We start from the raw sequence: 24,154 nt of genomic DNA on the forward strand, positions 1-24,154 counted from the left end.
TCATCACTCCTCGTAAAATCCTTGACTCATATATCGTTCACTACTATCGGGAAAAATGGTTACAATATTCGTTCCTGCAGAGGCTTTCTCAGCTTCTCGCATCGCCGCGACAAACGCTGCACCTGATGAACTTGCTACAAGCAATCCTTCTTGCAACGCTAACCGTTTGGCTGCCGCAAACGCTTCGTCATCAGTAATGGTGTAGATGGCGTCAAACATGCTCAGATCCATATAGCGAGGCAAAAATTCCATCCCAATGCCCTCCGTACGGTGTGAACCTGGCTCTCCCCCGTTCAGAATCGATCCCTCAGGCTCAACAATCACGTTTTTAATATGCGGATTTTTTTCTTTCAAATATCGGGATACACCTGCGAACGTTCCACCAGTACCACCACCGGCAACAAAAATATCAATTTGCCCATCCAAAGCATCATACATCTCCGGAGCAAGGGTTTCGTAATACGTTAATGGATTGGCGTCGTTGTCAAATTGCTGCGGGCAATAGGCTCCATTTATCTCTTCACATAATTGTTTTGCTTTTTCAATAGCCCCTGTCATGCCTTTCGCAGTGGGCGTATTTACAACTTCTGCGCCTAGAGCTTTCATGAGCGTTTGCTTTTCCCGGCTGAATTTTTCCGGTGTCACAAATACCACACGAAACCCTCGCCCAATAGCAGCGAGGGCTAATCCTATTCCTGTGTTTCCAGCGGTTGGTTCGATGATTGTTCCGCCTGGTTGTAGCTCACCTGTTTCTAGTGCATGAGAGAGTAATTTTTGGCCCAGGCGATCTTTTACACTACCGCCCGGGTTAAAATACTCTAACTTCGCAAATAGACGTACCCCCTCTGGCACATCTACCTTCGTGAGTTCGATTAAGGGAGTTTTCCCTATTAACTCTTGAACACTTGTTACATAGTTCATCGCTGTCTACTCCTTATTGCTCTTCTGCAAACACCTGCGTCCATTCATCGCGTTTATCTAGCATATCTTGAGCTAGTTGTTTTGCTCCTTCTAAGCTATGACTAGCCGCAAAGCCACACTGGACTTCATTACATGCCGGAACTTCCGTTGCTTCGAGTACATCGTTCAATGTATTCTCAATCACTCGGAGCATATTGTCATAGTCATCATCGTTTAAAAGGGCAATATAAAACCCTGTTTGGCAGCCCATAGGACCAACATCCAGGACATGGTCATGATGGTTACGACTGAATTCAGCCATCATATGCTCTAAGGAATGGAGAGACGGCATATCCATGTGCTCCACGTTCGGTTGCTTAATGCGAAAGTCGTATTTGTAGATTTTGTCTCCTTTTGTTCCTTCTGTGATACCCACCAGACGAACATAAGGCGCCTTTACTTTCGTATGATCAAGATTGAAACTTTCTACATTCATCGGCATGAAAATCGCTCCTTTTTCGATGGTTATTTTTTCTTCGCTACCATTAACCAAACATATGGATTAAGCTGCTCAAACATGACATCAAAGCCATGGTTCCGACAGATCGTTGTTAGCGTTGGAATATCTGAATAATGCTCTGTTGATAAATCTTCCGCTAGATTATGAAAATAAGAAGCTATCGCCTTTTCGATCATGTGCCGCTTCGCTTGTTGTGATTCAAATACCGTATCTGCAAATACAATTACGCCTTCAGAAGCTAGAAGCTCACTATATTTCTCGATGGCTGTTTCTTTTTCTTCGTCTGTTAAATGATGAAACGCATACGAACTTACAATTGAATGAATCGGTTCAGAAGGAACGGTAAAATCGATGAAGTCTCCTTCTTGGATTTTTGCTTCCGGCACTTTTAGCTGACCAATTTTCAGCATCTCCATGGAAGGCTCAATGCCATATACATGATGACCTTCATTGATCAATTTTCTCGTTAAATTCCCCGTCCCGACACCGAATTCGAGTACATTCGGACCTTTCGTCTTCGCAACCACAGCCTTCAATATAGCTTCATAGCCCGCGAAAACTTCGCGATACTCTATATCGTCACCCGATACGGTTTTATCATAGGACGCTGCCCACCCATTGAATAAATCAATAAACTCCCTACCCATTTATCTCCACCTCATCAGGTTAATTTTATAATTCCTATGAGTTTACTTGGTTTTTAGTTATTACTGTGAGTATAGCATATCCTTGAAAGATAAGTATATAGACATGCGCCCAATTCTGATGGAGATTGAGATGCTTTGTGGCACCTTTCATGGAGGCTATGCGGGATGGGTTGGTTAGATGTTCCATGCTCGGGAGGGGCCGCCGGGCTGGGTCGCTCCTGTTTTCGAATTTTCGCTCCTATATGGAAAAAGTCGCGCCTATTCTGAAATTCCCGCTCCTAAATCAAAAAAGTCGCTCCAATGCGCCTCGTCGCCCCTCCCTCCAACGCAAAAAAGGCATTGTCCATGACAATGCCTTTTCCTCTCCACCTACTGGCCATATATATGAACATATGGTTCTTCTTTTCCTGCTTCTCTTGAAATCAAGCTCTCCTGTCCGTTGTGAGACTCGATGTTCACTTCTAGGTCAAAGTAGTTCGGGAAATTCTCCACAATAATGGAGTAAACGTACTGAGTTAACCCAATGACCTCAGTCTGTCCTTTGAATTCAATTGGGATTGTAATCGTTAATTCCCTAAGCTCATCTTCAATATAAAAGCCTTTTCCTACTACGCCGATATAGTTCGGGAAGTACTCCGCTACATCGTTTTGAAGATCACTTATCAGACTGGCATCTTCGGGGTGGGCTCCACTAGCTTCATCAGATGGGAATAGTACGTAATCTTCTTGTATCGGTTCCCAACTTCCAAGTTTCATGTCGCTCCCCTGAACTGTTGTTTTCGCTACAAAGTTACCTGGAACCATGGCTCCTTTTTCTTCTTCACGATAGATGGCAAACATAATTGGTACGTCCTGAAGGTCTTCCATTTTTCGAAGACGCTCGAGGACTGTTTGGGCGATTTGCTTTCCTTCCTTGAGCATTTCTGCTACTGGAATGTCCTCATATAAAACTGGACCACCAATTTCCTCTTGGAATTGATACTGGGATTTCATCGCCAATCCGATGGTCATCCCTTTCAGCTGTACGACGTCGCCTTCTTCATTTTTCTTCAAGTAATCCTGCTCGAGGATATGGGAGAGATACTTCGGATTGTCTCGAAGCGCCTCCTCCCCAGCATCCTCTTTCACAGATGGATTCAGACCGTTTGGTGTTCCGTTTGTTTCGGCTTCGTTTTTCGCACGATCCAACCAATCATATAAAATATCATCTGTTAAGTATTGACCTTCCTGGAAAAAGTAATCTTTAGGGTCAAAGACACCTTTCGCATGACGGCGTAACCCAACTTCCATTTCTTTAATATCGAAGCGGTTCGCCATCTGATGGGTGATGACCCCTCGCGATTTACTCGGCTTGTATTTTTCTAACGGACGGTAGTAGTCCTCAGAAATGCTGTACTTTGGAACGATAGCTTTCTCTTGTTGATTTTGCTCAGTTGTCTCGACTCCCACTTCTTCATTCTTTTCATAGGCCGGAGCGCACCCTGTCCCTAATACAACAAGGCTCAACATCAACAATGCGATCCGCTTCATGTTTCTCCACTCTCCCTATTGGTTTAACGCCTCGATGAAGCGTTGTTCATCCCAAATCTCAATCCCTAGGTCTTGAGCTTTGTCATATTTAGAACCAGCGTCTTCCCCAGCAATCAATAAATCCGTCTTCTTGCTGACGCTGCTTGTCACTTTTGCACCAAATGCTTCGACTCGTTCTTTGATTTCGGAACGATTATACTCCTCCATTTTACCAGTAATAACCACCGTTTTCCCATTAAAAATTGAATCTTCAGCTGCCTGGCTTTTCTTTTGTCCCAAGTACTCCAGGTTCAAGCCAAGCGCTTTTAATTCTTGAATGAGTTCCAGCACCTGTGGTTTTTCAAAATAGCGCACGACCGAGTCTGCTAGTTTTTCGCCAATCTCATAGATCTCAATCAACTCATCGTATGTGGCCTGGCTGAGGCGTTCCATCGTCTCAAATTCTTGTGATAGCGTTTTGGCTGCTTTCTCTCCTACAAAACGAATGCCAAGTCCGAATAACAGTCGTTCCATGGAGTTATCTTTCGAGGCTTCTATCGCATTCAATAAATTGTCTGCTGATTTTTCGCCCATACGCTCTAATTGAAGCAACGCTTCTTTTTCTAGTTTATATAAATCGGCGATGGTATGAACCAAATCTTCGCGGAAAAGTTGCGCAATCACTTTTTCCCCTAGTCCATCAATATTCATTGCGTTTCGAGACACAAAGTGAATGAGCGCTTCCCTTAGTTGAGCTGGACAGTTAGGATTCAAGCAACGCAAAGCAACCTCTTCCTCAAGATGCTCAAGCTCACTACCACATTCTGGACACGTTTCTGGCATAAAGTATTCCTCTTCATTCCCTGTGCGCTCATCAAACAAAACACGCACGACTTCTGGGATGATATCGCCAGCTTTTTTGATGACGACGGTATCGCCAATGCGAATATCCTTTTCACGGATGAGGTCTTTGTTATGCAAGGACGCTCTTTTGACAGTCGTACCTGCGACTTTAACCGCTTCAAGGACTGCCGTCGGTGTTACTGCTCCCGTTCGGCCGACGCTTAACTCAATGTCAGTAATCTTCGTAATCGCTTCTTCGGCAGGGAATTTGTAGGCAATGGCCCAACGAGGGTTCTTGGCCGTAAAACCAAGTTCTTCTTGCTGGTCGAGATTATCTACCTTGATTACGATTCCATCAATCTCATAATTTAAGTTCTCGCGTGATTCTGTCCACGTGTTTACATAGTCGATGACATCTTCAATGGTCGGGCACTTTTTCCATTCAGGATTCGTCTTAAACCCGAGCTTCTGCATGTATTCCAGGCGTTCGCTATGAGATTCCAGTTCCCCTGCATCCCACTGGCCTACGCCATATAGAAAAATATCTAAGTTACGACTGGCCGCAATTTTCGGATCCAGTTGACGAAGCGAACCTGCTGCCGCGTTACGTGGGTTGGCAAAAGGCTCCTCTTCCGATTCCTCTCTAGCTTCGTTCAATGCAATAAACGATCGATGAGGCATAAACGCTTCGCCACGCACTTCAATCGTTTCTTCTTCCTTAATGCGCAGAGGAATACTTTTAATGGTGCGAAGGTTTTGTGTAATATCTTCCCCAGTCGTACCATCTCCGCGAGTAGCTCCTTGCGTGAATACGCCGTCTTCATAGCGCAAGGAAATAGCGAGGCCATCGATTTTCAACTCACAGACATAGCTCACATCTTCATCGACGCCGACGCCTTCCCGAACCCGACGGTCGAATTCGCGAAGCTCGTCTTCATTGAATGCATTGCCAAGACTGAGCATGGGAATCGTATGCTGCACCTTTTGGAACGCATCCAAAGGCTCCCCTCCCACACGCTGGGAAGGAGAGTCGGATGTTACAAGGTCAGGGTGTTCTTCCTCTAACTTGAGTAATTCCTGCATTTTCATGTCGTATTGATAATCCGATACAGATGGTTGGTCCAATACATGGTATTCATGATTGTATTGTTCCAACTCTTCTCGTAGGGATTTGATTTGCTCGATTGCTTCTTCTCTATTCATGCACTCACCTCAGTTACGCTTTCGATATAGGAGCGAATTTCGCTAGAACACGCTTGACTCCGGTTGGTGCTGGAAATGCGATGTCTAGTTCCATGGAATCGCCCTCTCCTTTTACATTGACGACTGTACCTTCGCCCCATTTCTTATGAGACGCTTTGTCACCTGTTTTCCATTCGAGGCTCTCGCCACCTGTTCCGGCATTCTTCTTCATCGTGGTTGCTTTACGCTTTGGTTGTTCTTGAGATTGTTTTCCATTAGTAAACCCGGACGGAGCTGGATCATTATATCCTCCACTAAACGGCGAACTGCTTTGCTGATTGCTCTTTCCGTCTCGGCCTTCGATTAATTCTTGAGGAATCTCATCGATAAAGCGACTCATTGGATTCATATTTGTTTTACCAAATAGTGTACGCATTTTGGCATGGGTTAAAAATAACTGTTGCTCCGCTCTTGTAATACCTACGTACGCAAGGCGTCGTTCTTCCTCCATCTCTTCTTCGTCCATGAGCGAACGACTATGAGGGAAGATGCTTTCCTCCATTCCGATAAGGAACACAACTGGGAACTCCAGACCTTTGGCAGAGTGAAGGGTCATGAGCGTTACTTTATCATCAGCGAATGGATCATCATCGGCCTGATCAATATCGGCAACGAGTGCTAAATCCGTTAAGAAGCTAATTAAACTCTTATCTTCATTATTCTCTTCAAAGTTTTTTGTAACCGATAGGAATTCGTTAATATTCTCCAAACGACTTTGTGCCTCTAAACTGTTATCCCTTTTCAACATCTCTTCATATTCTGTTTGTTTTAACACATCTTCCACTAAGTCTGTCGCAGATAGGAAATCTTGTTGCTGAGTCCAGTTTTTCACCATTTGGCCAAATTGCTTAAGGGCCGCAGTTGCCTTTTTACTCAGGCCAACAAATTCTACCTCCCCAACTGCTTCATATAGGGAAATATCATGACGAGCGGCATACATTTGCAGATTTTCAAGCGACGTCTTCCCAACACCACGTTTTGGTTCGTTTACGATACGAGAAAAGCTAATGTCGTCATTCGGATTGGCAACCAAACGCAGGTATGCTAACAAGTCTTTGATTTCTTTACGGTCGTAGAACTTTGTACCGCCAATGATTTGATACGGAATGCCCGCTTTCACAAACGTTTCCTCAATCGTACGGGACTGGGCATTGGTACGATATAAAAGCGCGAAATCCTTATAGTTGAACTGCTTGCCGTGAACCATTTCTTCGATCCGATTCGTAACAAACAGTGCTTCATCACGCTCAGATGGCGCCTGGTAATACTGAATGCTCTCCCCATCATCGTTATCGGTCCATAAATTTTTCGGCTTACGGCCTGAGTTTAGTTGAATGACTTCGTTGGCTGCATTCAGAATGCTCTTCGTGGAGCGATAATTTTGCTCAAGCATGATGACCGTTGCACTTGGATAATCTTTCTCAAAAGACATGATATTTTGAATGTCGGCTCCACGCCATTTATAAATCGATTGGTCCGAGTCGCCTACAACACAAAGGTTTTGGTAGCGACTTGCCATTAACTTTACAAGCTGATACTGGGCGTGGTTCGTATCCTGATACTCATCCACGTGAATATACTGGAACCTGCGCTGGTAATACTCCAGCACTTCTGGCAAGCGATCAAATAGCGTTAACGTCTGCATAATCAAATCATCAAAGTCTAGTGATTGATTCTTCCGCAAAGTTTTTTGATACTTTTCATATACCTTTGCAATCTGCTGTTCGTAATGATTGCCGACCGTTTTCGCAAAATCTTCTGCTGTTTTCAACTCGTTTTTGGCACTACTAATCGCACCGAGCATGGCACGAGGATCGTATTGCTTCGGATCAAGATTCAGATCTTTTAGTATTTGTTTAATAACCGAAAGCTGATCCGTAGAGTCTAATATAGAAAAATTACGATCGATTCCGATACGGTCTATATCGCGACGCAATATGCGAACGCACATGGAGTGGAATGTGGAAATCCACATATCATTGGCTTCTGGACCAATAATATCGCGGACACGTTCTTTCATCTCGCGGGCGGCTTTATTCGTAAACGTGATGGCTAGTACATTTCGGGGCGACACATCTTTTTCCCCTAATAAATACGCAATTCGATGGGTAAGTACACGGGTCTTACCACTCCCTGCTCCAGCCATAATTAATAGTGGACCATCTGTCTTTTTCACTGCTTGTTGTTGTTCTTTATTCAAACCTTTTAGTAAGTCATTCGCTAACGGGCTCAAAGGAGACACCTTCCTTTACTCTCGTTCTTTTACGGCCTTGACCGTTTTGAGTGCTGCTTTCTTATTTTCATATATTAAGTTTCCAACGATAACAACATCGGCATACGCCTTCATTTCTTTCGCTTGTTCCTTAGACTGGATTCCGCCACCGTAAAAGAGTAGCGTGTCTTTTAGGGCATGGCTTACTTTTTCAACAAGCTCAGGATTGCCATAAGTTCCACTGTATTCCATATAAAAAATCGGCAGCTTAAACATATTCTCTGCCATTTGTGCGTACGCCACTACATCTTCGTCATCAGGCATATCGCATTCCGTTCGTTGATAAGCCTTCGCTTCAGGGTTTAAAATACAATACCCTTCTACCATGATTTCATCCCAGTTCATGATCTCGCCGTATTCTTTAACAGCCTGGTGATGAAGATCCATCACCCATTTCTTGTCCGTACTATTTAATACCGTAGGGACAAAATAGTAATCATAACCAGGAGTGATCGATTCTAAATTGGAAATTTCTAAAATAACTGGGACGGTATAGCGACGAATGCTAGCTAGTAATGACAATACTTGATCTAGCGTAACACCATCTGTACCCCCAACCATAATCGCGTCTGTTCCTGATTCGCATATGTCTTCTAAATCTTTATCAGATATCTCTTTATTGGGATCAAGCTTAAACACGTGCTCCCATTGGTTCATATCATACATGTGTGATCCTCCGTTTTCGTTTTCCATCTATACATTATACCAAAAATCGACACGTCATATGAACGGGAAGTTGTTGTTTTTAGGCTGGACTTGTGAATCAATATCCGCTATGCTACTATTAATAAGCAAATTAATATTGATCATATGATGACGGAAAAATAGTACTTCCCCCCTCTTCACCCAAGCGATCTAGGGATGGTGAAAGCCTAGAGAACGGAGGAAGGAAACGGCATTCCCGAATATGCACACATAAAGTGGATGCATAAAAGCATCAATCAGGGTGGAACCGCGGGTAAAAACTCTCGTCCCTGGGATTAGAATTAGTCCCAGTGGCGGGAGTTTTTTCTGTCTCAAGGGGCTACAAATTGTTGGAAACAAAAGGAGGAAATACTTATGTCAAGCAGTATGGAGCAACTAGTATCACATGCAAAGCATCGTGGATTTATCTTTCAAGGTTCTGAAATTTACGGAGGACTAGCGAACACATGGGATTATGGTCCACTTGGTGTTGAGCTAAAGAATAACTTAAAGCGTGCATGGTGGCAAAAATTCATCCAAGAAAATCCGATGAACGTTGGATTGGATGCAGCTATTTTAATGAATCCAAAAACATGGGAAGCATCTGGTCACCTGGGCAACTTTAATGACCCAATGATCGACTGTAAAGACTGTAAATCTCGTCACCGTGCTGACAAATTAATTGAAAACAAACTAGAAGCTGAAGGCAACGAGATGATTGTCGATGGCCTTCCATTTGATGAAATGAGAAAGCTAATCGACGAGCATGATATCGCTTGTCCAACATGTGGAGCGCAAAACTTCACAGGTATCCGTCAGTTCAACCTGATGTTCAAAACGCATCAAGGTGTAACCGAGGATTCAACCGATGAAATTTTCCTACGTCCAGAAACAGCACAAGGGATTTTTGTAAACTTCAAAAACGTACAGCGTTCCATGCGTAAGAAACTTCCATTTGGTATCGGCCAAATCGGAAAAAGCTTCCGTAACGAGATCACGCCAGGTAACTTCATCTTCCGTACACGTGAATTCGAACAAATGGAAATGGAATTCTTCTGTAAGCCTGGTGAAGAGCTTGAATGGTATGAATACTGGAAGAATTTCTGCCACAGCTGGTTAACCTCTCTAGGCATCACGGAGGAAAACCTTCGCTTACGCGAGCATGAGTCTGATGAGTTGTCTCACTACAGTAACGCGACAACAGACATCGAATATAAATTCCCAATGGGATGGGGCGAGCTGTGGGGCATTGCGTCTCGTACGAACTTTGACCTTACCCAGCATGCGGAACATTCTGGCGAGGACTTCCAATATATCGATCAAGAAAACAACGACCGCTATATTCCATATGTCATCGAGCCTGCTCTAGGTGCAGACCGCCTGGCGCTATCGTTCCTAGCTGATGCTTATCAGGAAGAAGAGCTTGAAGATGGGTCTTCTCGTACTGTTATGAAGTTCCACCCTGCTGTCGCACCATACAAAGCAGCCGTGTTCCCACTTTCCAAGAAGCTTGGCGAGCAAGCGAAAGAAGTATTTGCTGACTTAAGCAAGCATTTCATGGTCGATTATGACGATGCTGGCTCTATCGGTAAACGCTACCGCCGCCACGACGAAATCGGAACACCATTCTGCATTACGTATGACTTCGACTCAGAGGAAGACGGTCAAGTAACCGTACGGGACCGTGACACAATGGAGCAGAAACGTATGAACATCTCTGAATTGCGCAGCTTTTTAGAGGGGAAAATAGATTATTAATGGTGTGAAGGATGCCCAATCTTAGGATTGGGCATTTTTTGTGCTGTGATGCGCGGATGCAGGGGTGCGGTGCGGGTGGGCGGGGTTCGGAGCATTTTTTGGGATTTGCGAGCAGAATTTTGATTTTCGGAGCAACTTTTTCGATTTCCGAGCAAAATTGCAGATTTCGGATCATATTTTCAAATTTGCGAGCAACCCCCATTCCCCGAGCCCCTCAATCTCCGCAGCAGCCCCATGCACCCCACCAAAGCACACTAAAAAAACCCCCGCTCAACTGAGCAGGGGCCTCTCTTATTCTTGTTCATTTTCTGCAACACGGTCTAGCGCCATCACATAAGCATCATTTCCATAATTCAAGCAACGCTTCACACGGGAGATGGTTGCCGTAGATGCTCCTGTGTCTTCCTCAATTTTATGGTACGTATGGCCATCACGGAGCATGCGCGCAACTTCTAAGCGCTGGGCCAACGATTGCACTTCGTTCATAGTTGCTAGGTCATCGAAAAATTCATAGCATTCTTCGACTGTTTCTAAAGATAGAATGGCTTTAAATAGTTGGTCTAGTTCCTTTCCGCGTAACTTATCAATTTGCATCTTGGACACTCCTTTTGTCTATTGCGCACTCATGTTTACGGATTGTTGGATCCCAGGACGTTCTGGAACAATGTTCACCCACGTTTTCCCTGGAACAAATCCTAGCTTCTTACCATCCTTGTATGGCAGAATTCGTCCGTTTACATTTTTCCATTGAACTTCTTGCATTTTCCCTCTTTGTAGTAAATACCCGCTACCCCCGGAGTCTAAATCTACTGCTCGGCGGCCGACGTTATCAATAATTTCGTGACCTGTTTCGACGATAAATACATTATCAACCGTCATCGGTTCTTCCGTTTCTCTGTCGATGGTTTTATCCCCGTCACTGTATCTCACGTATTTTTTAGAAGTTTTGTCATACTTATAGGTAACTGTCTCTTGTGGTGTAGTAGAGTATGTGATTTTCACATCTGTTGCTGTCTCTCCACTTAAGCCTTCCACCTCTTGGTCACTTAGAAAAGGAAGGGGCTTATGATTTTTCTCGACTTCCATCCCTTTGGCTTCGGCTGTCTTATATACTCCATCCATTTGGAGATAGGAGTTATGTGGAGGATTTCGGAAACTTTCTCGTTTAAAAAGCGTTCCATTATCGTCATAATACATCCCATTTAAATGGTCAATCCAACCTTGCTTAAGTTGATTCTCAATATATGTAGCCGCTCCATGATAAAGGTAAAGTGCGTTGTAGCCTTTAGCAATATTAATATAGTATTCCCTAGCACTTCGCACAGGACCTACTACATCCGGCATGTCACTATGGAAAAAAGCTACGAATCGAGTGATTTGGCCTTCAGCTAACACTTCATAGACCATATCTGCCTTCGTTAACCCCGTTTGTGGTTGGGCAAAAGAGTGATTGTTCACCATTACCGCCACAATCCGGTCATCTACATCTTCATTTGTAGGCTCGCCTGTTAGCGGGTACATATTTTGATATACTGGCTCTTGTTTTTGCTTTTCTTCTTTCGTATTTCCCCCATCCTCTTCCTTTTGCACGTTAGTCTCATCTCGGTCGATTGTTTCTACATTTTGTGCTTCTCTAGAAGAATTATCTGCGCATGCAGCTAATATAAGTGGAAAAGCTAGAAGAAATAGTAAGATTAGACGTTTATACATCATACCTACACCCTTCTTTTCACAACTATTTCTTTAACCTATTTCATATTTTAACGCATTATTGCAGGAAAGAGTACCTCTTTCTTTTTCACATCCATAATTCCTTTTGGTGTAATTCGGATAAATGGTAAGTGGGTAGAAGATAGAAACAACAACGTATAAACTGGATCATCAAAAGGAAATCCATGTTCTGATAGCAACTTTTTCAGTTCTTTTTCCTTTTCTATCAGTTGACCCATTGGTTTTTCAGACATCATACCTGCAATATGCAATGGAAGCTCAAAAATGATCTCGCCATCATGTGCGAGTACAATCCCTCCTCCTAGTTCCTTCATCCGCTGAAAGGCAAGTTTCATATCTTGCTTACGTTTCCCAATTAAAACGAGGTCCCCCGTATTAGAATAGGAGCTCACCAACGCTCCTAAGGATGTTGTGAATCCTTTCAACATTGAATTGACTTTCCATTTGCCGTCCCGATCGACTAGCATTAAGAACGCTTCATCCTCTGTGCTTACCTCATTAGATGCCAGTTCAACTTGAACAGGATATGGTTTTAAAATGACGTCATTCACCATTTCAAGCCCAAGTGGTAATGAAAATTGAAAGTCCTTATCGTCCATTTCCCAATCCAATTCTAACGGACCCATTTCGTGTTGGCTCCAATCAAATGTGTCAGCCTCATCTATTGATTGTCCGTCCCGCTTCACCCATTTCCCTTTTGCAATAACAGAGTGAGGGGTTGGTTCGTCCTTGGCATTCAGAAAATTAATATGCGCTACACGGCCTGGACCAATGCTACCAATACGGTGTTCCATTCCAAAGTATTTGGCTGCATTAAAGGAAGCCATTCGATATGCTTCTACCTCAGAGATGCCGTTCTCTAATGCAATTTCGATACAACGGTCCATAATTCCTTGTTCATAAAAAGAAGGAGTGCTTCCATCGGTGGTCATCATAATTTGATCATAATGATCAATGCCTAATTCGTTCATTTCCTTAATGATTTGTGGAAGATCCGGTCTGATGGAAGAATAACGCAAGGCAACGTTATATCCTAAGCTAAGCCGATTAAACACTTCTTCCCCTGTCATGGCTTCATGGTCGCCATCAGTTCCAAGCAGTTTCATCTTCGTTAAGGTTTTCACAGAAGCACCCGGAAAATGTCCCTCCACCGGTTTGCGGGCTCGTTTTGTTTCTTGCATCCAGTGTAAAACACGGTCATCATCCTTTAAAACACTTGGCCAAGACGTGAGTTCGCCTCCTTGTAAAACGGCGTCATGCTCAAGCCACGAAAGGACTTGTTCTTCTTTAATAAATGTATCTTCGTCTTGCAAGGCAGATTGAGAATCAAATCGACTCCACCAGTATAGGGACACAGGTAAATCATTTAGGTCTTCCAATAAAGAAAACGCTTTCTTAGTTTCCAATAAAAAAAGCAACACTAGGTTGTCATTAATTAAGGTAGTTGTACCTGTTTGCGATGCATATTGAGCGAATCGATGGGGATTATATAACTGAAATGGATGGACATGAGGTTCGATGTAACCCGGGACCAAATACTGGTCAGAGCAATCCACAAACTCTGTTGTATCGTTCTGTTCAGGAAGTTTGTCTCCAACATACACAATGCGATCCTCATAAATCCAAATATGAGCCTGCATCCATCGTTTCATGTATACGTTCAAATACGTTGCATTAGTTAATACGATTGTTGGCAGCACGTGACCGTCTACTACAGCGACATGTTCACGTAGCTGTCGGTTGCGCCATCTATAACGGTGTTCGTTCATCGTGTAGTCCTCCATTGCTTTTTTTCTAGTTTAACACATCAGCGCAGTTTGCTGCATTAACGTTTTGAAGGGAATGTGAAAAAATGGTACGTCAAAATATCGGCATCATCAATGCCATGATTCGAATTACGGTAGGCTTAACGATGCTTTGCTACAGCACAGCTAAAATGGTGCGGAGACCGTGGCGCCAAGGTCACTGGTTCATGATCATGCTTGCCTCCATGAAAGTTGCAGAGGGAATTGTGAGATACTGCCCTCTAACAGCTGTAGGCGAAAGCATGATGAATTCTGAAGACGAGGAAAACGAGGAAGAGCAAGAGAGTTATTTTAATCCCTCTTAGTAGGAGTGGCGGTTAGCTGGGACTCTTACTGCTTAAAACTGACAGATTTGCTGCAAACGGGCGGATATCCACTAACACCACCACACCCTGGTATTAAAACAAACACGCCCGGTCCTCGAACCGGGCGCATCTATAAGGAGGAATAACCATTGAATGAATTGAACATCACGGAGTACTTAACTGATATGACTTTTGTAATTGCTACGATTATTGGAAGTATTGTGGCTATAGCGTTTATTTATATTCACAAGAAGCGGAAGAGTTAAGGGCTTTATGCGCTATATCTTGTCGGTAAAAGAATGCGTCTTCTTCGATCGATACGGATGAAAATGTGTTATAAACTTTGGCCACAGCATCTTTCAATGAAGTAGCCAATGCTCCAACGAGCAGGACTCTCCCCCCATTGGATACTAGCCTGTCTTCATGCCTGCTCACACCTGCATAATTGATGAATTGGCCTTCCTTATTATGAGGTAGTTCCGGTACAAGGTTTCCCTTTTCATAGGGGCCTGGATAGCCTTCAGATGCAAGCACTACACCTGCGCAATAGTCCTCTTTCCAACGAAGTTGCGGGTCTTTACCTGCCAAAACATCCTCGATGACCTGCAGAAGATCATTCTCCAAGAGAGGTAGCACTACCTGTGTTTCTGGATCTCCGAAACGCGCATTGAATTCAATGACTTTAGGTCCTTCCTTTGTTTTAATACATCCCGCATATAAAATCCCCGTAAAGGAACGTCCCTCCTGTACAAGCGCCTTAGCTGTAGGCTTTAGAATGGTCTCTATAGCTTGCTTTATATAAACTTCAGAAAGAGATGGCACTGGCGCATAAGCCCCCATCCCACCTGTATTCGGTCCTTGATCACCATCAAGTGCTCGTTTGTGGTCTTGAGCAGGAATCATCGGATAGACCTTTTCTCCACTCACAAACGCCATCAATGAAAATTCTTCTCCATCCAAAAACTCTTCCACCACTACTTGAGAACCAGCTGCACCAAATTGTTCATCTTCCATCATCGAATCGATGGCTTGAAAGGCTTCTTCTTGCGTCATGGCTACAGTTACACCTTTTCCAGCAGCTAAACCATCTGCCTTCACTACGATGGGAGCACCTTTCTCAATCACATAATCTTTCGCTTGAACCGTTGATGTACAGGTTTGGTAGGAAGCAGTTGGAATAGCGTAATTCTCCATCAAGGTTTTCGCGTAGGCCTTGCTTCCTTCGATGAGAGCTGCTTCCTTTGTAGGACCAAATACAGCAAGTCCAGCCTTTTGAAAAGCATTAACCACACCATCTAAAAGAGGAAGCTCAGGCCCAACAATCGTTAGGCCAACTTGTTGCTCCTTTGCAAAATTCACTAACTTTACAGGGTCTGTCGCTGAAATTGGCACGAATTCTGCTTCGGTCATACCTTTATTCCCAGGAGCTACATAAACGGTTTGAACCTTGTTACTTTTCGATAAAGCTTGCACGATACTATGCTCTCGGCCTCCGCCTCCAACAACAAGAATATTCATTTTATCGCTCCCTTTTATTTAGTGTTTAAAGTGACGCATACCCGTAAACACCATTGCAATGCCATGCTGATTACATGCATCTATAGAATCTTGATCGCGCTTAGAGCCACCTGGTTGGATAATCGTAGTCACTCCGGCTTTTGCTGCTTCTTCCACCGTGTCCGGCATAGGGAAGAATGCGTCGCTTGCTAGCGCGGCACCGTTGCTATGATCCCCTGCTTGTTCAAAGGCGATTTTGGCAGCACCTACACGATTCATTTGTCCAGCACCTACACCAACCGTTTGATTCCCTTTCGCTACGACAATCGCATTGGATTTCACATGCTTTACAACTTTCCAAGCAAGCTTCAAGTCTTCCCATTCTTGTTCTGTCGGCTGACGATCGGTTGGAACAGAAGTCGTGACGTCGTCTAGTGTACCTTGGTCAACATCCTGTACAAGTAATCCTCCACGTACGGTAGCAAGTTGTTGGTCAGATGTTTTTTCTTTTTCCATATCCACTTTAAGCAGGCGCAAGTTCTTCTTTTGGGTTAAGACATTAAGGGCTTCCTGTGAGAAAGATGGCGCAATGATAATCTCTAAGAAAATCTCCTTCATTTTTGCTGCAGTAGCCTCATCTACTTCACGATTCACGGCAACGATTCCACCAAAAATCGATACAGGGTCCCCTGCATAAGCACGCTCATACGCGCTGAGTAGATCATCCGCCACACCAACGCCACAAGGATTCATATGCTTCACTGCAATCGCTGCTGGTTCTGTAAAGTCAAGCACCATCGAAAGCGCTGCATTCGCATCTTGGATATTATTAAAAGATAATTCCTTACCGTTCAATTGTTCTGCGTGAGCAAGAGAGACTCCCTTATACAATGGATCTTGATAAAAAGCTGCCTGTTGGTGCGGATTCTCTCCATAACGTAAGGACTGAACTTTTTCATACGTTTTCGTCAATTGCGCAGGAGTTTCCTCTTCAATGGCTTCTGCAAAATAATTGGCAATGTGAGCATCATAGCTTGCTGTGTGCTGAAACACTTTCGCTGCTAGTTGCTTTTTGTAGGAAACAGGCACATCGCCTTCTTGTAAATAAGAGAGCACTTCACTGTAGGTTTCTGGTTGCACGACAACCGTTACATGTTCGAAGTTTTTCGCAGCTGCACGAAGCATCGTAGGTCCACCGATGTCGATGTTCTCAATTGCCTCAGCCTCTGTAATGCCTTCTTTTGCGATGGTTTCTTTGAATGGATATAAGTTCACAACCACTAAGTCTATCCCTGTTATCCCAAGCTCTTCTAGTTGTTGAATGTGATCTTGGTTTGTCTTTTGAGCCAACAGGCCGGCATGTATATGAGGGTGAAGTGTCTTCACTCTGCCTTGTAAAATTTCCGGAAATTCGGTTACGTCAGAAATGCCTGTTACGGTAACACCCGCTTCCTCTAGCGTACGTTTTGTGCCACCAGTAGAGACAAGCTCATAACCGAGTTGGTTTAGTTGGGTAGCAAATTCTACAATACCTTCTTTATTCGATACACTTAGTAGTGCGCGCTTTGTCTGAGCCACGTTAGATCTCTCCTTCTACAAATTGTTGAATAACTGCTGGATAGAGTCGGTGCTCTATCTGTTGGATTTTTTTCTGTAAGGATTGGGCATCGTCTGTAGTTTGGATTCGAACAACCTCTTGTTCTATAATCGGCCCAGTATCCATTCCTTCATCAACGAGGTGAACGGTAACCCCCGTTACTTTCACATTCGCTTCCATCGCTTGTTCCACTGCATCTTTACCAGGAAAAGCTGGTAGTAGGGAGGGATGGATATTCATAATTCGACCTTCATACGCTTTCAATAGTGTTGAACCAACCAGACGCATATACCCAGCTAAGGCAATAAGTTCAACATCCGCTTCTTGTAACATTCGAACAATTTCAGCTTCAAAATCAGCTTTCTGTTCATAATCACGTGGGCGGAAGCAAAACACGGAGATACCTAGCGCTTGAGCTTTTTCCTTCACAGGTGCATGCTCTCGATCACAAACGAGCACTTTCACCTGACAAGGGAGACGTCCCGCTAACGCTTCTTCTGCGATTGCTTCAAAATTTGACCCACTTCCAGAGGCAAACACGGCAATGTTCGTTAAGCCATTACTCATCGGTACGTCACACCTTGCCCTTCTATGACAGTTCCAATCGTATAAGCCTCTTCCCCTGCATGCTGAACCGCAGTTATAGTAGCATCTACGTCCTCAGGTGCTACAGCTAGGACCATGCCAATTCCCATGTTAAAAATACTCATCATGTCTTGTTTCTCCATACCAACGATATCACTTAAGAAGGTAAATATCGACGGTACTGGCCAGCTACCTTGTTCAACCTGGGCTCCAAATGCATCACCAAACATGCGTGGGATATTTTCTTCAAATCCTCCACCAGTAATATGGGAAATAGCTTTGATGGTAACGTGTTGCTGTACTTCTTGAATCGCTTTTGCATAGAGTTTCGTCGGGGTTAACAGAACGTCTCCTAAAGATTGATCAAACGTTTGATCAAGACCTTTATATTGCGCTTGTAAGTCCAATCCATATTCCTCGATCCACTTACGAACTAATGAAAATCCATTGGAATGTATCCCACTCGACGAAAGTCCAATCAAAACATCACCAGTGTTTACTTCTTTTCCCGTAATGAGTTGCTCTTTCTCGGCTACTCCAACAACAAACCCAGCTAGGTCATACTCTTCTTCTTTATACATACCAGGCATCTCGGCTGTTTCCCCGCCAATTAATGCGCAACCGGACTGTTCACATCCGTCCGCAATCCCTTTGACAATGGCCTCAATGCGTTCAGGTTCATTTTTACCACAAGCAATGTAGTCTTGAAAAAATAACGGCTCTGCCCCTTGAGCAACAATATCGTTCACACACATGGCGACTGCATCGACGCCAATCGTATCGTGACGATTCATCTCAAAAGCGAGTTTTAACTTGGTGCCAACCCCATCCGTACCAGAGATAAGGACAGGTTCCTTGTAGGATAGCATGGAAAAATCGAACATGCCACCAAAGCTTCCCAATCCTCCCATGACTTCACGGCGATGGGTCCGCTTCACATGATCTTTCATTTGATCGACAGCCTGATACCCTGCTTCTACATCAACGCCGGCCTGTTTATAATGATCACGCATGCTTACACCTCCTTATCGTGTGGATGCAATGTGTTTGGGAAAATTTCCGTTGGATAAGATCCCGTAAAGCATGCCTGACAATGGCCATGCTTAATCGATTCTTCTTTTTTCCCAATCGCTGTTTCCAGCCCATCAACAGATAGATAAGCTAAGCTGTCTGCTTCAATCAATTCTTGAATTTCATCCACGTTGTGAGTGCCTGCAATCAACTCAGACGTCGTGGAGGTGTCAATACCATAATAACAAGGGTTCTTGATAGGCGGGGCACCAATTCGAACATGGACTTCTAAAGCGCCAGCTTCTTTTAACATGCGGACAATACGTCGACTCGTCGTCCCGCGCACGATGGAATCATCGACCATCACGACACGCTTTCCTTCCACAATGCCTCTAACAGCAGACAATTTCATTTTCACACCTTGTTCTCGTAGCTCTTGAGAAGGCTGAATAAACGTCCTGCCTACATAGCGATTCTTAATGAGTCCTAGCTCATAAGGGATACCGGTTTCCTCAGCAAACCCAATCGCTGCAGAAATACTAGAATCCGGAACACCTGTCACGATATCAGCATCGATTGGAGCTTCCTGCGCTAATTGTTTCCCCATGCGCTTACGAGAGGAGTGAACATTGATGCCATCGATATTGCTATCTGGACGAGAAAAATAGACATACTCCATCGAACACGTTGTACGTTGAATTGGTGCTGAAAATCTGTCCGCGTGAATGCCTTCCTCGTTTATCATCAGCATCTCCCCTGGTTCTACGTCGCGGATATATTCTGCTCCGACTACATCAAAGGCACATGTCTCAGAGGACACCATATAGGCATCTCCCATTTGACCGATGGAAAGAGGGCGTAATCCTCTCGGGTCTTGGGCTACAAACAGTTGGTCTTCTGTCATAATCACTAGCGCATAAGCACCTTTCAGCATCGATAAAGCTTGCTTGATGCGGTCATTCAATGGAAGGTTGCCACTACGTTTGATTAAGTGAGCAATTACCTCTGTGTCTGATGTCGTTTGTAAAATACTCCCTTGTGCCTCTAGTTGACTTTTTAACGCCTGGGCATTAACTAAATTTCCATTATGAGCAAGGGCAAGACCACCAGATTGGGAACGGAATAGAAGGGGCTGGACATTATCATAGCCCCCGTCCCCCTGTGTGGCATAGCGTACATGGCCAAGCGCTGCGTGACCATGCAAACGATCGAAATTCTTCTCTTGAAAAACTTCTGTAATCAATCCAAGTCCCTTTTCCAAGTGCAAGTGCTCCCCATCAGAGGCCACAATTCCTGCACCTTCTTGTCCTCTATGTTGTAAGCTATGCAAGCCATAATAAGTGATTTGCGCGGCATCCTCATGCCCCCAAACGGCAAATACACCACATTCTTCATTTAATCCTTTGATTTCAGCTGGCATGGAATCGCCTCCCTCCAGGCTGCCTTTATATCTTTTGTTGATAAGGATACAACCTGTTGTTCGTTTAAGTGAATGGACATTGTTTCCGTTTCATTTACAACTCCTATATGGCGTGCATCTGTTAGGAGATTTTCAAACTCATACCTCTTTGCTTGAGGAACAGAGACAATAAATCTAGATTGGCTTTCACTAAATAGCTCGGTTGTTGCTTCTCCTTCCAGGTGTACATCACAACCTAACTCGTTATCGAATAGACACTCCGCAAGCGCCACGGCCAATCCACCTTCTGCTACATCATGGGCAGAATGAACATAGCCACTTTGAATCGCTTCCAGCAGTTGCGTTTGTCGTGTTTGTTCTACTTCCATATTAATGCTTGGAGGCGTACCGAAGTACTCCCCTTCGAGCACCTTCTGAAGTTCGCTCCCCCCAAATTCTGGAGATGCATCGCCAACTACATAGATGGCATCACCTGTAGTAGTGAATCCTTGGCGGGTAGTGTGGTTTACATCATCAATCAGACCAACCATGCCAACAACTGGTGTTGGATAAATCGATTGATTGTTGGAACCATTATAGAGAGAAACATTTCCACTGATGACAGGTGTGGTAAGGCTGGAACATGCTTCACTCATTCCTTCTACTGTCTTCTCCATTTGCCAGTAGTTCTCCGGAATATCTGGACTTCCAAAGTTCAAACAATCGGTTAGGGCTAATGGCTTCCCTCCGGAGCACACGATGTTACGCGCCGCTTCCGCAACAGCAATTTTTCCACCTACGCTAGGATCTAGATAGATATATCGAGAGTTACAATCCGTTGTCATGGCAATGGCTTTGTTCGTTTCTCGAATACGAAGCACAGCAGCATCAGAACCAGGTGTAACAACCGTATTTGTCCCAACCATCGTGTCATACTGGTCATATACCCATTCTTTACTTGCGATGGTGGACTGTTGTAGAAGCTTCACAATCATGTCTTCTGCATTTTCTACATGGGGAAGGTAAGATGCTTGTTGTTGAAACGCTGTGTAATAGTCAGGCTGTCTTGAATCTTGATAGTAAACAGGAGCTTCCTCTGCCAGGGCATCAACCGGAACCTCTGCTACCGTTTCATCCTGAAAACGTAAACGAAGTACTTGATCATCAATGACTTCCCCTATCGTACTAGCACTAAGACCGTATTTTTGCACAATTGCTTCTATCTCTGTCTCGCGACCTTTTTCAACGATTAACAGCATTCGCTCCTGAGATTCAGAGAGCATCAGTTCATATGGCGTCATGTTTTGTTCGCGCTGTGGAACATCATCCATGATCATTTCAATTCCTGTACCAGATTTACTAGCCATCTCACTCGCAGATGACGTTAATCCAGCTGCGCCCATGTCTTGCATGCCTACAAGGGCATCACATTGCGTAATCTCTAAGCATGCTTCAATCAAAAGTTTCTCCATGAACGGGTCCCCGACTTGGACAGATGGACGTTTACTAGCTGACTCATCAGACAACTCTTCAGAGGCAAACGTAGCCCCATGGATGCCGTCACGACCAGTTGGTGCGCCTACATACATAACAGAGTTGCCGAGACCAGTGGCAATTCCTTTTTGTATGTCTTTTTGATCAATAAGACCAACACACATCGCATTCACTAAAGGATTGCCTTCATAGCAAGAATCAAATTGCACTTCTCCACCTACAGTAGGTACGCCAACGCAATTTCCGTAACCAGAAATGCCATGGACCACTTCACGGAAAAGGTATTTCACACGTTCAGACGTTAACTCGCCAAAACGGAGGGAATTCAACAATCCAATCGGACGAGCACCCATGGAAAAGACATCGCGCAAAATGCCTCCAACACCTGTAGCCGCCCCTTGATAAGGCTCGATTGCTGATGGATGGTTATGACTTTCGATTTTAAATACAACCGCTTTGTCATCCCCAATATCAATGATTCCCGCTCCTTCTCCAGGACCTTGCAGCACATGAGGTGCCTTGGTAGGGAATTTTTTCAAAAGAGGCCTCGAGTTTTTGTAGCTACAGTGTTCTGACCACATAACCGAAAACAAACCTGTTTCCGTATAATTCGGACTTCTTCCTAGAATCGTTTTAATGGAAGCAAACTCCCCGTCTGTTAATCCCATCTCTTTGTAAAGTTGGTCTTGGTCGATTTTCTCTGGGCTGATCTCAAGTGTTGAGTACATGTGCTTCCCTCCAATTGGTCAAAATAGATTGAAAGATTTTCAGTCCATCTGTAGAACCTAGTAATGCTTCTACCGCTCGTTCCGGGTGTGGCATCATCCCAAGGACATTTCCTTGTTCATTACAAATCCCTGCTATATCATGGACCGAACCATTCGGATTGGATGGGTACGTAAAGACGATTTGATCATGCTCCACAAGCGATTGATAGGTAGCATCATCGCAGTAGTAATTGCCATCTCCATGAGCAATCGGTAGAATAATATCTTCCTTCTGATCGAACGCATTCGTAAATAGCGTGTCATTCTGTTCCACACGGACCGGGATGTTTCGACAGATAAACGAGAGGTTCTCATTTGCAAGCATCGCACCTGGTAACAACCCAGCTTCTAATAGGATTTGAAACCCATTGCAAACACCTAGTACTGGTTTTCCTTTTCCCGCTTCCTCCTTTACAGCTCTCATGATAGGAGAGGTAGAGCTCATAGCACCGGACCGTAGATAATCTCCATAAGAGAAACCACCTGGAAGTAGAATGGCATCATAGGAAGACAAATCGGATTCGGAATGCCATACGAAATGAGCTTCTTCCTGCAACGCATCCGTAATTGCGTACAACATATCACGGTCACAATTGGACCCTGGAAAAACGATGACAGCGAATTTCACTAGCGAACAGCCTCCTCGATTTCGTATTGATACTCTTCAATGACTGGATTAGCTAACAGTTCATCACACATTTTGTTGATCCGCTCCTCTAGCTGTTCATGCTGTTCGACAAATAACTCAATATATTTCCCAACCCGTACTTCTTCTACTTCTTGATAGGATAAAGATCTAAGAGACTGTTGAATCGCCTTCCCTTGTGGGTCTAATACCCCTTCTTTTAACGTTACATATACCTTCACTTTATACATGTACATTCTCCTCCATTCGTTTCCAGATCGTGTCATAGATTTCAACTAAATCTTCGATATCATTTCGGAAAACATCCTTATCCATCTTGCGATCAGTCTCTTCCTCCCATAACCTGCACGTATCAGGAGAGATTTCATCTGACAACACAATACTGCCATCATGTAAACGTCCAAATTCTAGCTTGAAATCTACTAGCTTCACACCTATTTTGTCGTACATCGCTTGTAAATGGTTGTTGATGTTTCTAGCTTGTTCCTTGATAAACTCCAGTTCTCCCTCGCTGATTCCAGTTATATGTTTGGCATGATCATCATTCATTAGAGGATCATTGAGGGCATCCTCTTTGTAATAAAGCTCCACAAGAGGCTCCTGGAAAACCTCTCCTTCTGTGATACCCAGGCGTTTTGTCAGGCTACCTGTAGCTATGTTTCGAACCACTACTTCAATTGGGATAATACGAGTTTGATAGACGAGCTGCTCTGTATCCGATAAGGCTTGAATAAAATGAGAAGCTATCCCTTTTTCATGTAGATATTGAAAAATATGAGAGGATATCAGATTGTTTAATCGACCCTTGCCTCGAAAAATCTTATGCTTCTCTCCATTAAAGGCTGTCGCATCATCTTTATACTCCAGAATCAGCTGAAATTCTTCCCCTAAAACCGAATAAACCTTCTTTGCTTTCCCTTCGTATAACAACGCACTCTTCAT

Annotated in this window: 22 protein-coding genes; 3 read left to right on the top strand and 19 right to left on the bottom strand. The window is 44.0% G+C overall.

Features of this window, described 5'->3' with window-relative positions; genetic code table 11:
- Positions 1 to 3 precede the first annotated feature (3 nt).
- The 7 genes from GLW08_RS19530 to GLW08_RS19560 all read right to left on the bottom strand — a co-directional run bounded on the left by GLW08_RS19530 (position 4) and on the right by GLW08_RS19560 (position 8,599).
- Positions 4 to 921 carry a PLP-dependent cysteine synthase family protein gene (locus tag GLW08_RS19530; RefSeq protein WP_160850307.1) on the bottom strand — a complete coding sequence of 306 codons (918 nt, stop codon included), beginning with the start codon at positions 919 to 921 and terminating at the stop codon, positions 4 to 6.
- A 13-nt stretch (positions 922 to 934) separates the two neighbouring features.
- Complete coding sequence (locus GLW08_RS19535) at positions 935 to 1,402, bottom strand: S-ribosylhomocysteine lyase (RefSeq protein WP_160850308.1); 468 nt, start codon at positions 1,400 to 1,402, stop codon at positions 935 to 937.
- A 23-nt stretch (positions 1,403 to 1,425) separates the two neighbouring features.
- On the bottom strand, positions 1,426 to 2,067 hold the full coding sequence (locus GLW08_RS19540) for a class I SAM-dependent DNA methyltransferase (protein WP_160850309.1): 642 nt from the start codon (positions 2,065 to 2,067) through the stop codon (positions 1,426 to 1,428).
- A gap of 369 nt (positions 2,068 to 2,436) precedes the next feature.
- Positions 2,437 to 3,597 carry a CamS family sex pheromone protein gene (locus GLW08_RS19545; RefSeq protein WP_160850310.1) on the bottom strand — a complete coding sequence of 387 codons (1,161 nt, stop codon included), beginning with the start codon at positions 3,595 to 3,597 and terminating at the stop codon, positions 2,437 to 2,439.
- Between the two features lie 15 nt (positions 3,598 to 3,612).
- Positions 3,613 to 5,622 carry an NAD-dependent DNA ligase LigA gene (ligA, locus tag GLW08_RS19550; protein WP_160850311.1) on the bottom strand — a complete coding sequence of 670 codons (2,010 nt, stop codon included), beginning with the start codon at positions 5,620 to 5,622 and terminating at the stop codon, positions 3,613 to 3,615.
- Between the two features lie 13 nt (positions 5,623 to 5,635).
- Complete coding sequence (pcrA, locus tag GLW08_RS19555; protein WP_160850312.1) at positions 5,636 to 7,894, bottom strand: DNA helicase PcrA; 2,259 nt, start codon at positions 7,892 to 7,894, stop codon at positions 5,636 to 5,638.
- 15 nt (positions 7,895 to 7,909) lie between these two features.
- Complete coding sequence (locus GLW08_RS19560; protein ID WP_160850313.1) at positions 7,910 to 8,599, bottom strand: heptaprenylglyceryl phosphate synthase; 690 nt, start codon at positions 8,597 to 8,599, stop codon at positions 7,910 to 7,912.
- Between the two features lie 393 nt (positions 8,600 to 8,992).
- Here GLW08_RS19560 and GLW08_RS19565 point away from each other — a divergent pair, with 393 nt between their 5' ends.
- Complete coding sequence (locus GLW08_RS19565) at positions 8,993 to 10,375, top strand: glycine--tRNA ligase (protein WP_160850314.1); 1,383 nt, start codon at positions 8,993 to 8,995, stop codon at positions 10,373 to 10,375.
- Between the two features lie 291 nt (positions 10,376 to 10,666).
- On the opposite strand, the gene GLW08_RS19570 is transcribed toward GLW08_RS19565, so the two are convergent.
- Genes GLW08_RS19570 through GLW08_RS19580 form a run of 3 tightly spaced genes read right to left on the bottom strand, consistent with a single transcriptional unit; the run spans position 10,667 to position 13,875 of the window.
- Entirely contained in the window at positions 10,667 to 10,969 is a 303-nt protein-coding gene (locus GLW08_RS19570) for a YerC/YecD family TrpR-related protein (RefSeq protein WP_036823294.1), read from the bottom strand.
- A gap of 18 nt (positions 10,970 to 10,987) precedes the next feature.
- On the bottom strand, positions 10,988 to 12,088 hold the full coding sequence (locus GLW08_RS19575; protein ID WP_160850315.1) for a DUF3048 domain-containing protein: 1,101 nt from the start codon (positions 12,086 to 12,088) through the stop codon (positions 10,988 to 10,990).
- A gap of 47 nt (positions 12,089 to 12,135) precedes the next feature.
- On the bottom strand, positions 12,136 to 13,875 hold the full coding sequence (locus GLW08_RS19580) for an adenine deaminase C-terminal domain-containing protein (RefSeq protein WP_160850316.1): 1,740 nt from the start codon (positions 13,873 to 13,875) through the stop codon (positions 12,136 to 12,138).
- An 83-nt stretch (positions 13,876 to 13,958) separates the two neighbouring features.
- Between GLW08_RS19580 and GLW08_RS19585 the strand changes: the two genes are divergently transcribed.
- Positions 13,959 to 14,216: a YgaP family membrane protein gene (locus GLW08_RS19585; protein WP_160850317.1), complete on the top strand. Its 258-nt coding sequence runs from the start codon at positions 13,959 to 13,961 to the stop codon at positions 14,214 to 14,216.
- A 149-nt stretch (positions 14,217 to 14,365) separates the two neighbouring features.
- A complete protein-coding gene (locus GLW08_RS22305) occupies positions 14,366 to 14,482 on the top strand; it encodes an EYxxD motif small membrane protein (protein ID WP_337193966.1) in 117 nt (38 codons plus the stop codon).
- Here the strand turns inward: GLW08_RS22305 and purD are convergent.
- From purD to purC, 9 genes are read right to left on the bottom strand one after another with little or no spacing between them, the layout of a single operon-like run.
- The gene (gene purD, locus GLW08_RS19590; RefSeq protein ID WP_160850318.1) at positions 14,451 to 15,734 is read right to left on the bottom strand and encodes a phosphoribosylamine--glycine ligase; all 1,284 of its coding nucleotides are present in this window, start codon (positions 15,732 to 15,734) and stop codon (positions 14,451 to 14,453) included. The genes GLW08_RS22305 and purD overlap by 32 nt on opposite strands.
- Positions 15,735 to 15,752: 18 nt before the next feature.
- Positions 15,753 to 17,291, bottom strand: a complete 1,539-nt coding sequence (purH, locus tag GLW08_RS19595) for a bifunctional phosphoribosylaminoimidazolecarboxamide formyltransferase/IMP cyclohydrolase (protein WP_160850319.1) — start codon at positions 17,289 to 17,291, stop codon at positions 15,753 to 15,755.
- 1 nt (position 17,292) lies between these two features.
- Positions 17,293 to 17,877, bottom strand: coding sequence for a phosphoribosylglycinamide formyltransferase (gene purN / locus GLW08_RS19600; protein ID WP_160850320.1), 585 nt, complete (start codon positions 17,875 to 17,877; stop codon positions 17,293 to 17,295).
- Positions 17,874 to 18,908 carry a phosphoribosylformylglycinamidine cyclo-ligase gene (gene purM, locus GLW08_RS19605; protein WP_160850321.1) on the bottom strand — a complete coding sequence of 345 codons (1,035 nt, stop codon included), beginning with the start codon at positions 18,906 to 18,908 and terminating at the stop codon, positions 17,874 to 17,876. The genes purN and purM overlap by 4 nt, the downstream gene beginning before the upstream one ends.
- Before the next feature lie 2 nt (positions 18,909 to 18,910).
- On the bottom strand, positions 18,911 to 20,326 hold the full coding sequence (gene purF, locus GLW08_RS19610) for an amidophosphoribosyltransferase (RefSeq protein WP_160850322.1): 1,416 nt from the start codon (positions 20,324 to 20,326) through the stop codon (positions 18,911 to 18,913).
- Positions 20,302 to 22,527, bottom strand: a complete 2,226-nt coding sequence (gene purL, locus GLW08_RS19615; RefSeq protein ID WP_160850323.1) for a phosphoribosylformylglycinamidine synthase subunit PurL — start codon at positions 22,525 to 22,527, stop codon at positions 20,302 to 20,304. The genes purF and purL overlap by 25 nt, the downstream gene beginning before the upstream one ends.
- Entirely contained in the window at positions 22,511 to 23,194 is a 684-nt protein-coding gene (purQ, locus tag GLW08_RS19620; RefSeq protein WP_160850324.1) for a phosphoribosylformylglycinamidine synthase subunit PurQ, read from the bottom strand. Before purQ ends, purL begins: the two co-directional genes overlap by 17 nt.
- Positions 23,194 to 23,442, bottom strand: a complete 249-nt coding sequence (gene purS / locus GLW08_RS19625; protein WP_160850325.1) for a phosphoribosylformylglycinamidine synthase subunit PurS — start codon at positions 23,440 to 23,442, stop codon at positions 23,194 to 23,196. Before purS ends, purQ begins: the two co-directional genes overlap by 1 nt.
- Positions 23,435 to 24,154 carry a phosphoribosylaminoimidazolesuccinocarboxamide synthase gene (gene purC / locus GLW08_RS19630; RefSeq protein ID WP_160850326.1) on the bottom strand — a complete coding sequence of 240 codons (720 nt, stop codon included), beginning with the start codon at positions 24,152 to 24,154 and terminating at the stop codon, positions 23,435 to 23,437. Before purC ends, purS begins: the two co-directional genes overlap by 8 nt.

Origin of the sequence: Pontibacillus yanchengensis, assembly GCF_009856295.1 — a bacterium.
Classification (GTDB): Bacteria; Bacillota; Bacilli; order Bacillales; family BH030062; genus Pontibacillus; species Pontibacillus yanchengensis_A.

What these genes read in the sequence shown, in the direction of transcription:
- GLW08_RS19570 (WP_036823294.1), bottom strand. Translation starts at nt 10,969, where the DNA reads ATGCAAATTGATAAGTTACGCGGAAAGGAACTAGACCAACTATTTAAA.
- purD (WP_160850318.1), bottom strand. Translation starts at nt 15,734, where the DNA reads ATGAATATTCTTGTTGTTGGAGGCGGAGGCCGAGAGCATAGTATCGTG.
- GLW08_RS19580 (WP_160850316.1), bottom strand. Translation starts at nt 13,875, where the DNA reads ATGAACGAACACCGTTATAGATGGCGCAACCGACAGCTACGTGAACAT.
- purM (WP_160850321.1), bottom strand. Translation starts at nt 18,908, where the DNA reads ATGCGTGATCATTATAAACAGGCCGGCGTTGATGTAGAAGCAGGGTAT.
- GLW08_RS19530 (WP_160850307.1), bottom strand. Translation starts at nt 921, where the DNA reads ATGAACTATGTAACAAGTGTTCAAGAGTTAATAGGGAAAACTCCCTTA.
- purC (WP_160850326.1), bottom strand. Translation starts at nt 24,154, where the DNA reads ATGAAGAGTGCGTTGTTATACGAAGGGAAAGCAAAGAAGGTTTATTCG.
- GLW08_RS19535 (WP_160850308.1), bottom strand. Translation starts at nt 1,402, where the DNA reads ATGCCGATGAATGTAGAAAGTTTCAATCTTGATCATACGAAAGTAAAG.
- purS (WP_160850325.1), bottom strand. Translation starts at nt 23,442, where the DNA reads ATGTATAAAGTGAAGGTATATGTAACGTTAAAAGAAGGGGTATTAGAC.
- GLW08_RS19545 (WP_160850310.1), bottom strand. Translation starts at nt 3,597, where the DNA reads ATGAAGCGGATCGCATTGTTGATGTTGAGCCTTGTTGTATTAGGGACA.
- ligA (WP_160850311.1), bottom strand. Translation starts at nt 5,622, where the DNA reads ATGAATAGAGAAGAAGCAATCGAGCAAATCAAATCCCTACGAGAAGAG.
- GLW08_RS19565 (WP_160850314.1), top strand. Translation starts at nt 8,993, where the DNA reads ATGTCAAGCAGTATGGAGCAACTAGTATCACATGCAAAGCATCGTGGA.
- purF (WP_160850322.1), bottom strand. Translation starts at nt 20,326, where the DNA reads ATGCCAGCTGAAATCAAAGGATTAAATGAAGAATGTGGTGTATTTGCC.
- GLW08_RS19560 (WP_160850313.1), bottom strand. Translation starts at nt 8,599, where the DNA reads ATGTATGATATGAACCAATGGGAGCACGTGTTTAAGCTTGATCCCAAT.
- GLW08_RS19585 (WP_160850317.1), top strand. Translation starts at nt 13,959, where the DNA reads ATGGTACGTCAAAATATCGGCATCATCAATGCCATGATTCGAATTACG.
- GLW08_RS19540 (WP_160850309.1), bottom strand. Translation starts at nt 2,067, where the DNA reads ATGGGTAGGGAGTTTATTGATTTATTCAATGGGTGGGCAGCGTCCTAT.
- GLW08_RS19575 (WP_160850315.1), bottom strand. Translation starts at nt 12,088, where the DNA reads ATGATGTATAAACGTCTAATCTTACTATTTCTTCTAGCTTTTCCACTT.
- purN (WP_160850320.1), bottom strand. Translation starts at nt 17,877, where the DNA reads ATGAGTAATGGCTTAACGAACATTGCCGTGTTTGCCTCTGGAAGTGGG.
- purL (WP_160850323.1), bottom strand. Translation starts at nt 22,527, where the DNA reads ATGTACTCAACACTTGAGATCAGCCCAGAGAAAATCGACCAAGACCAA.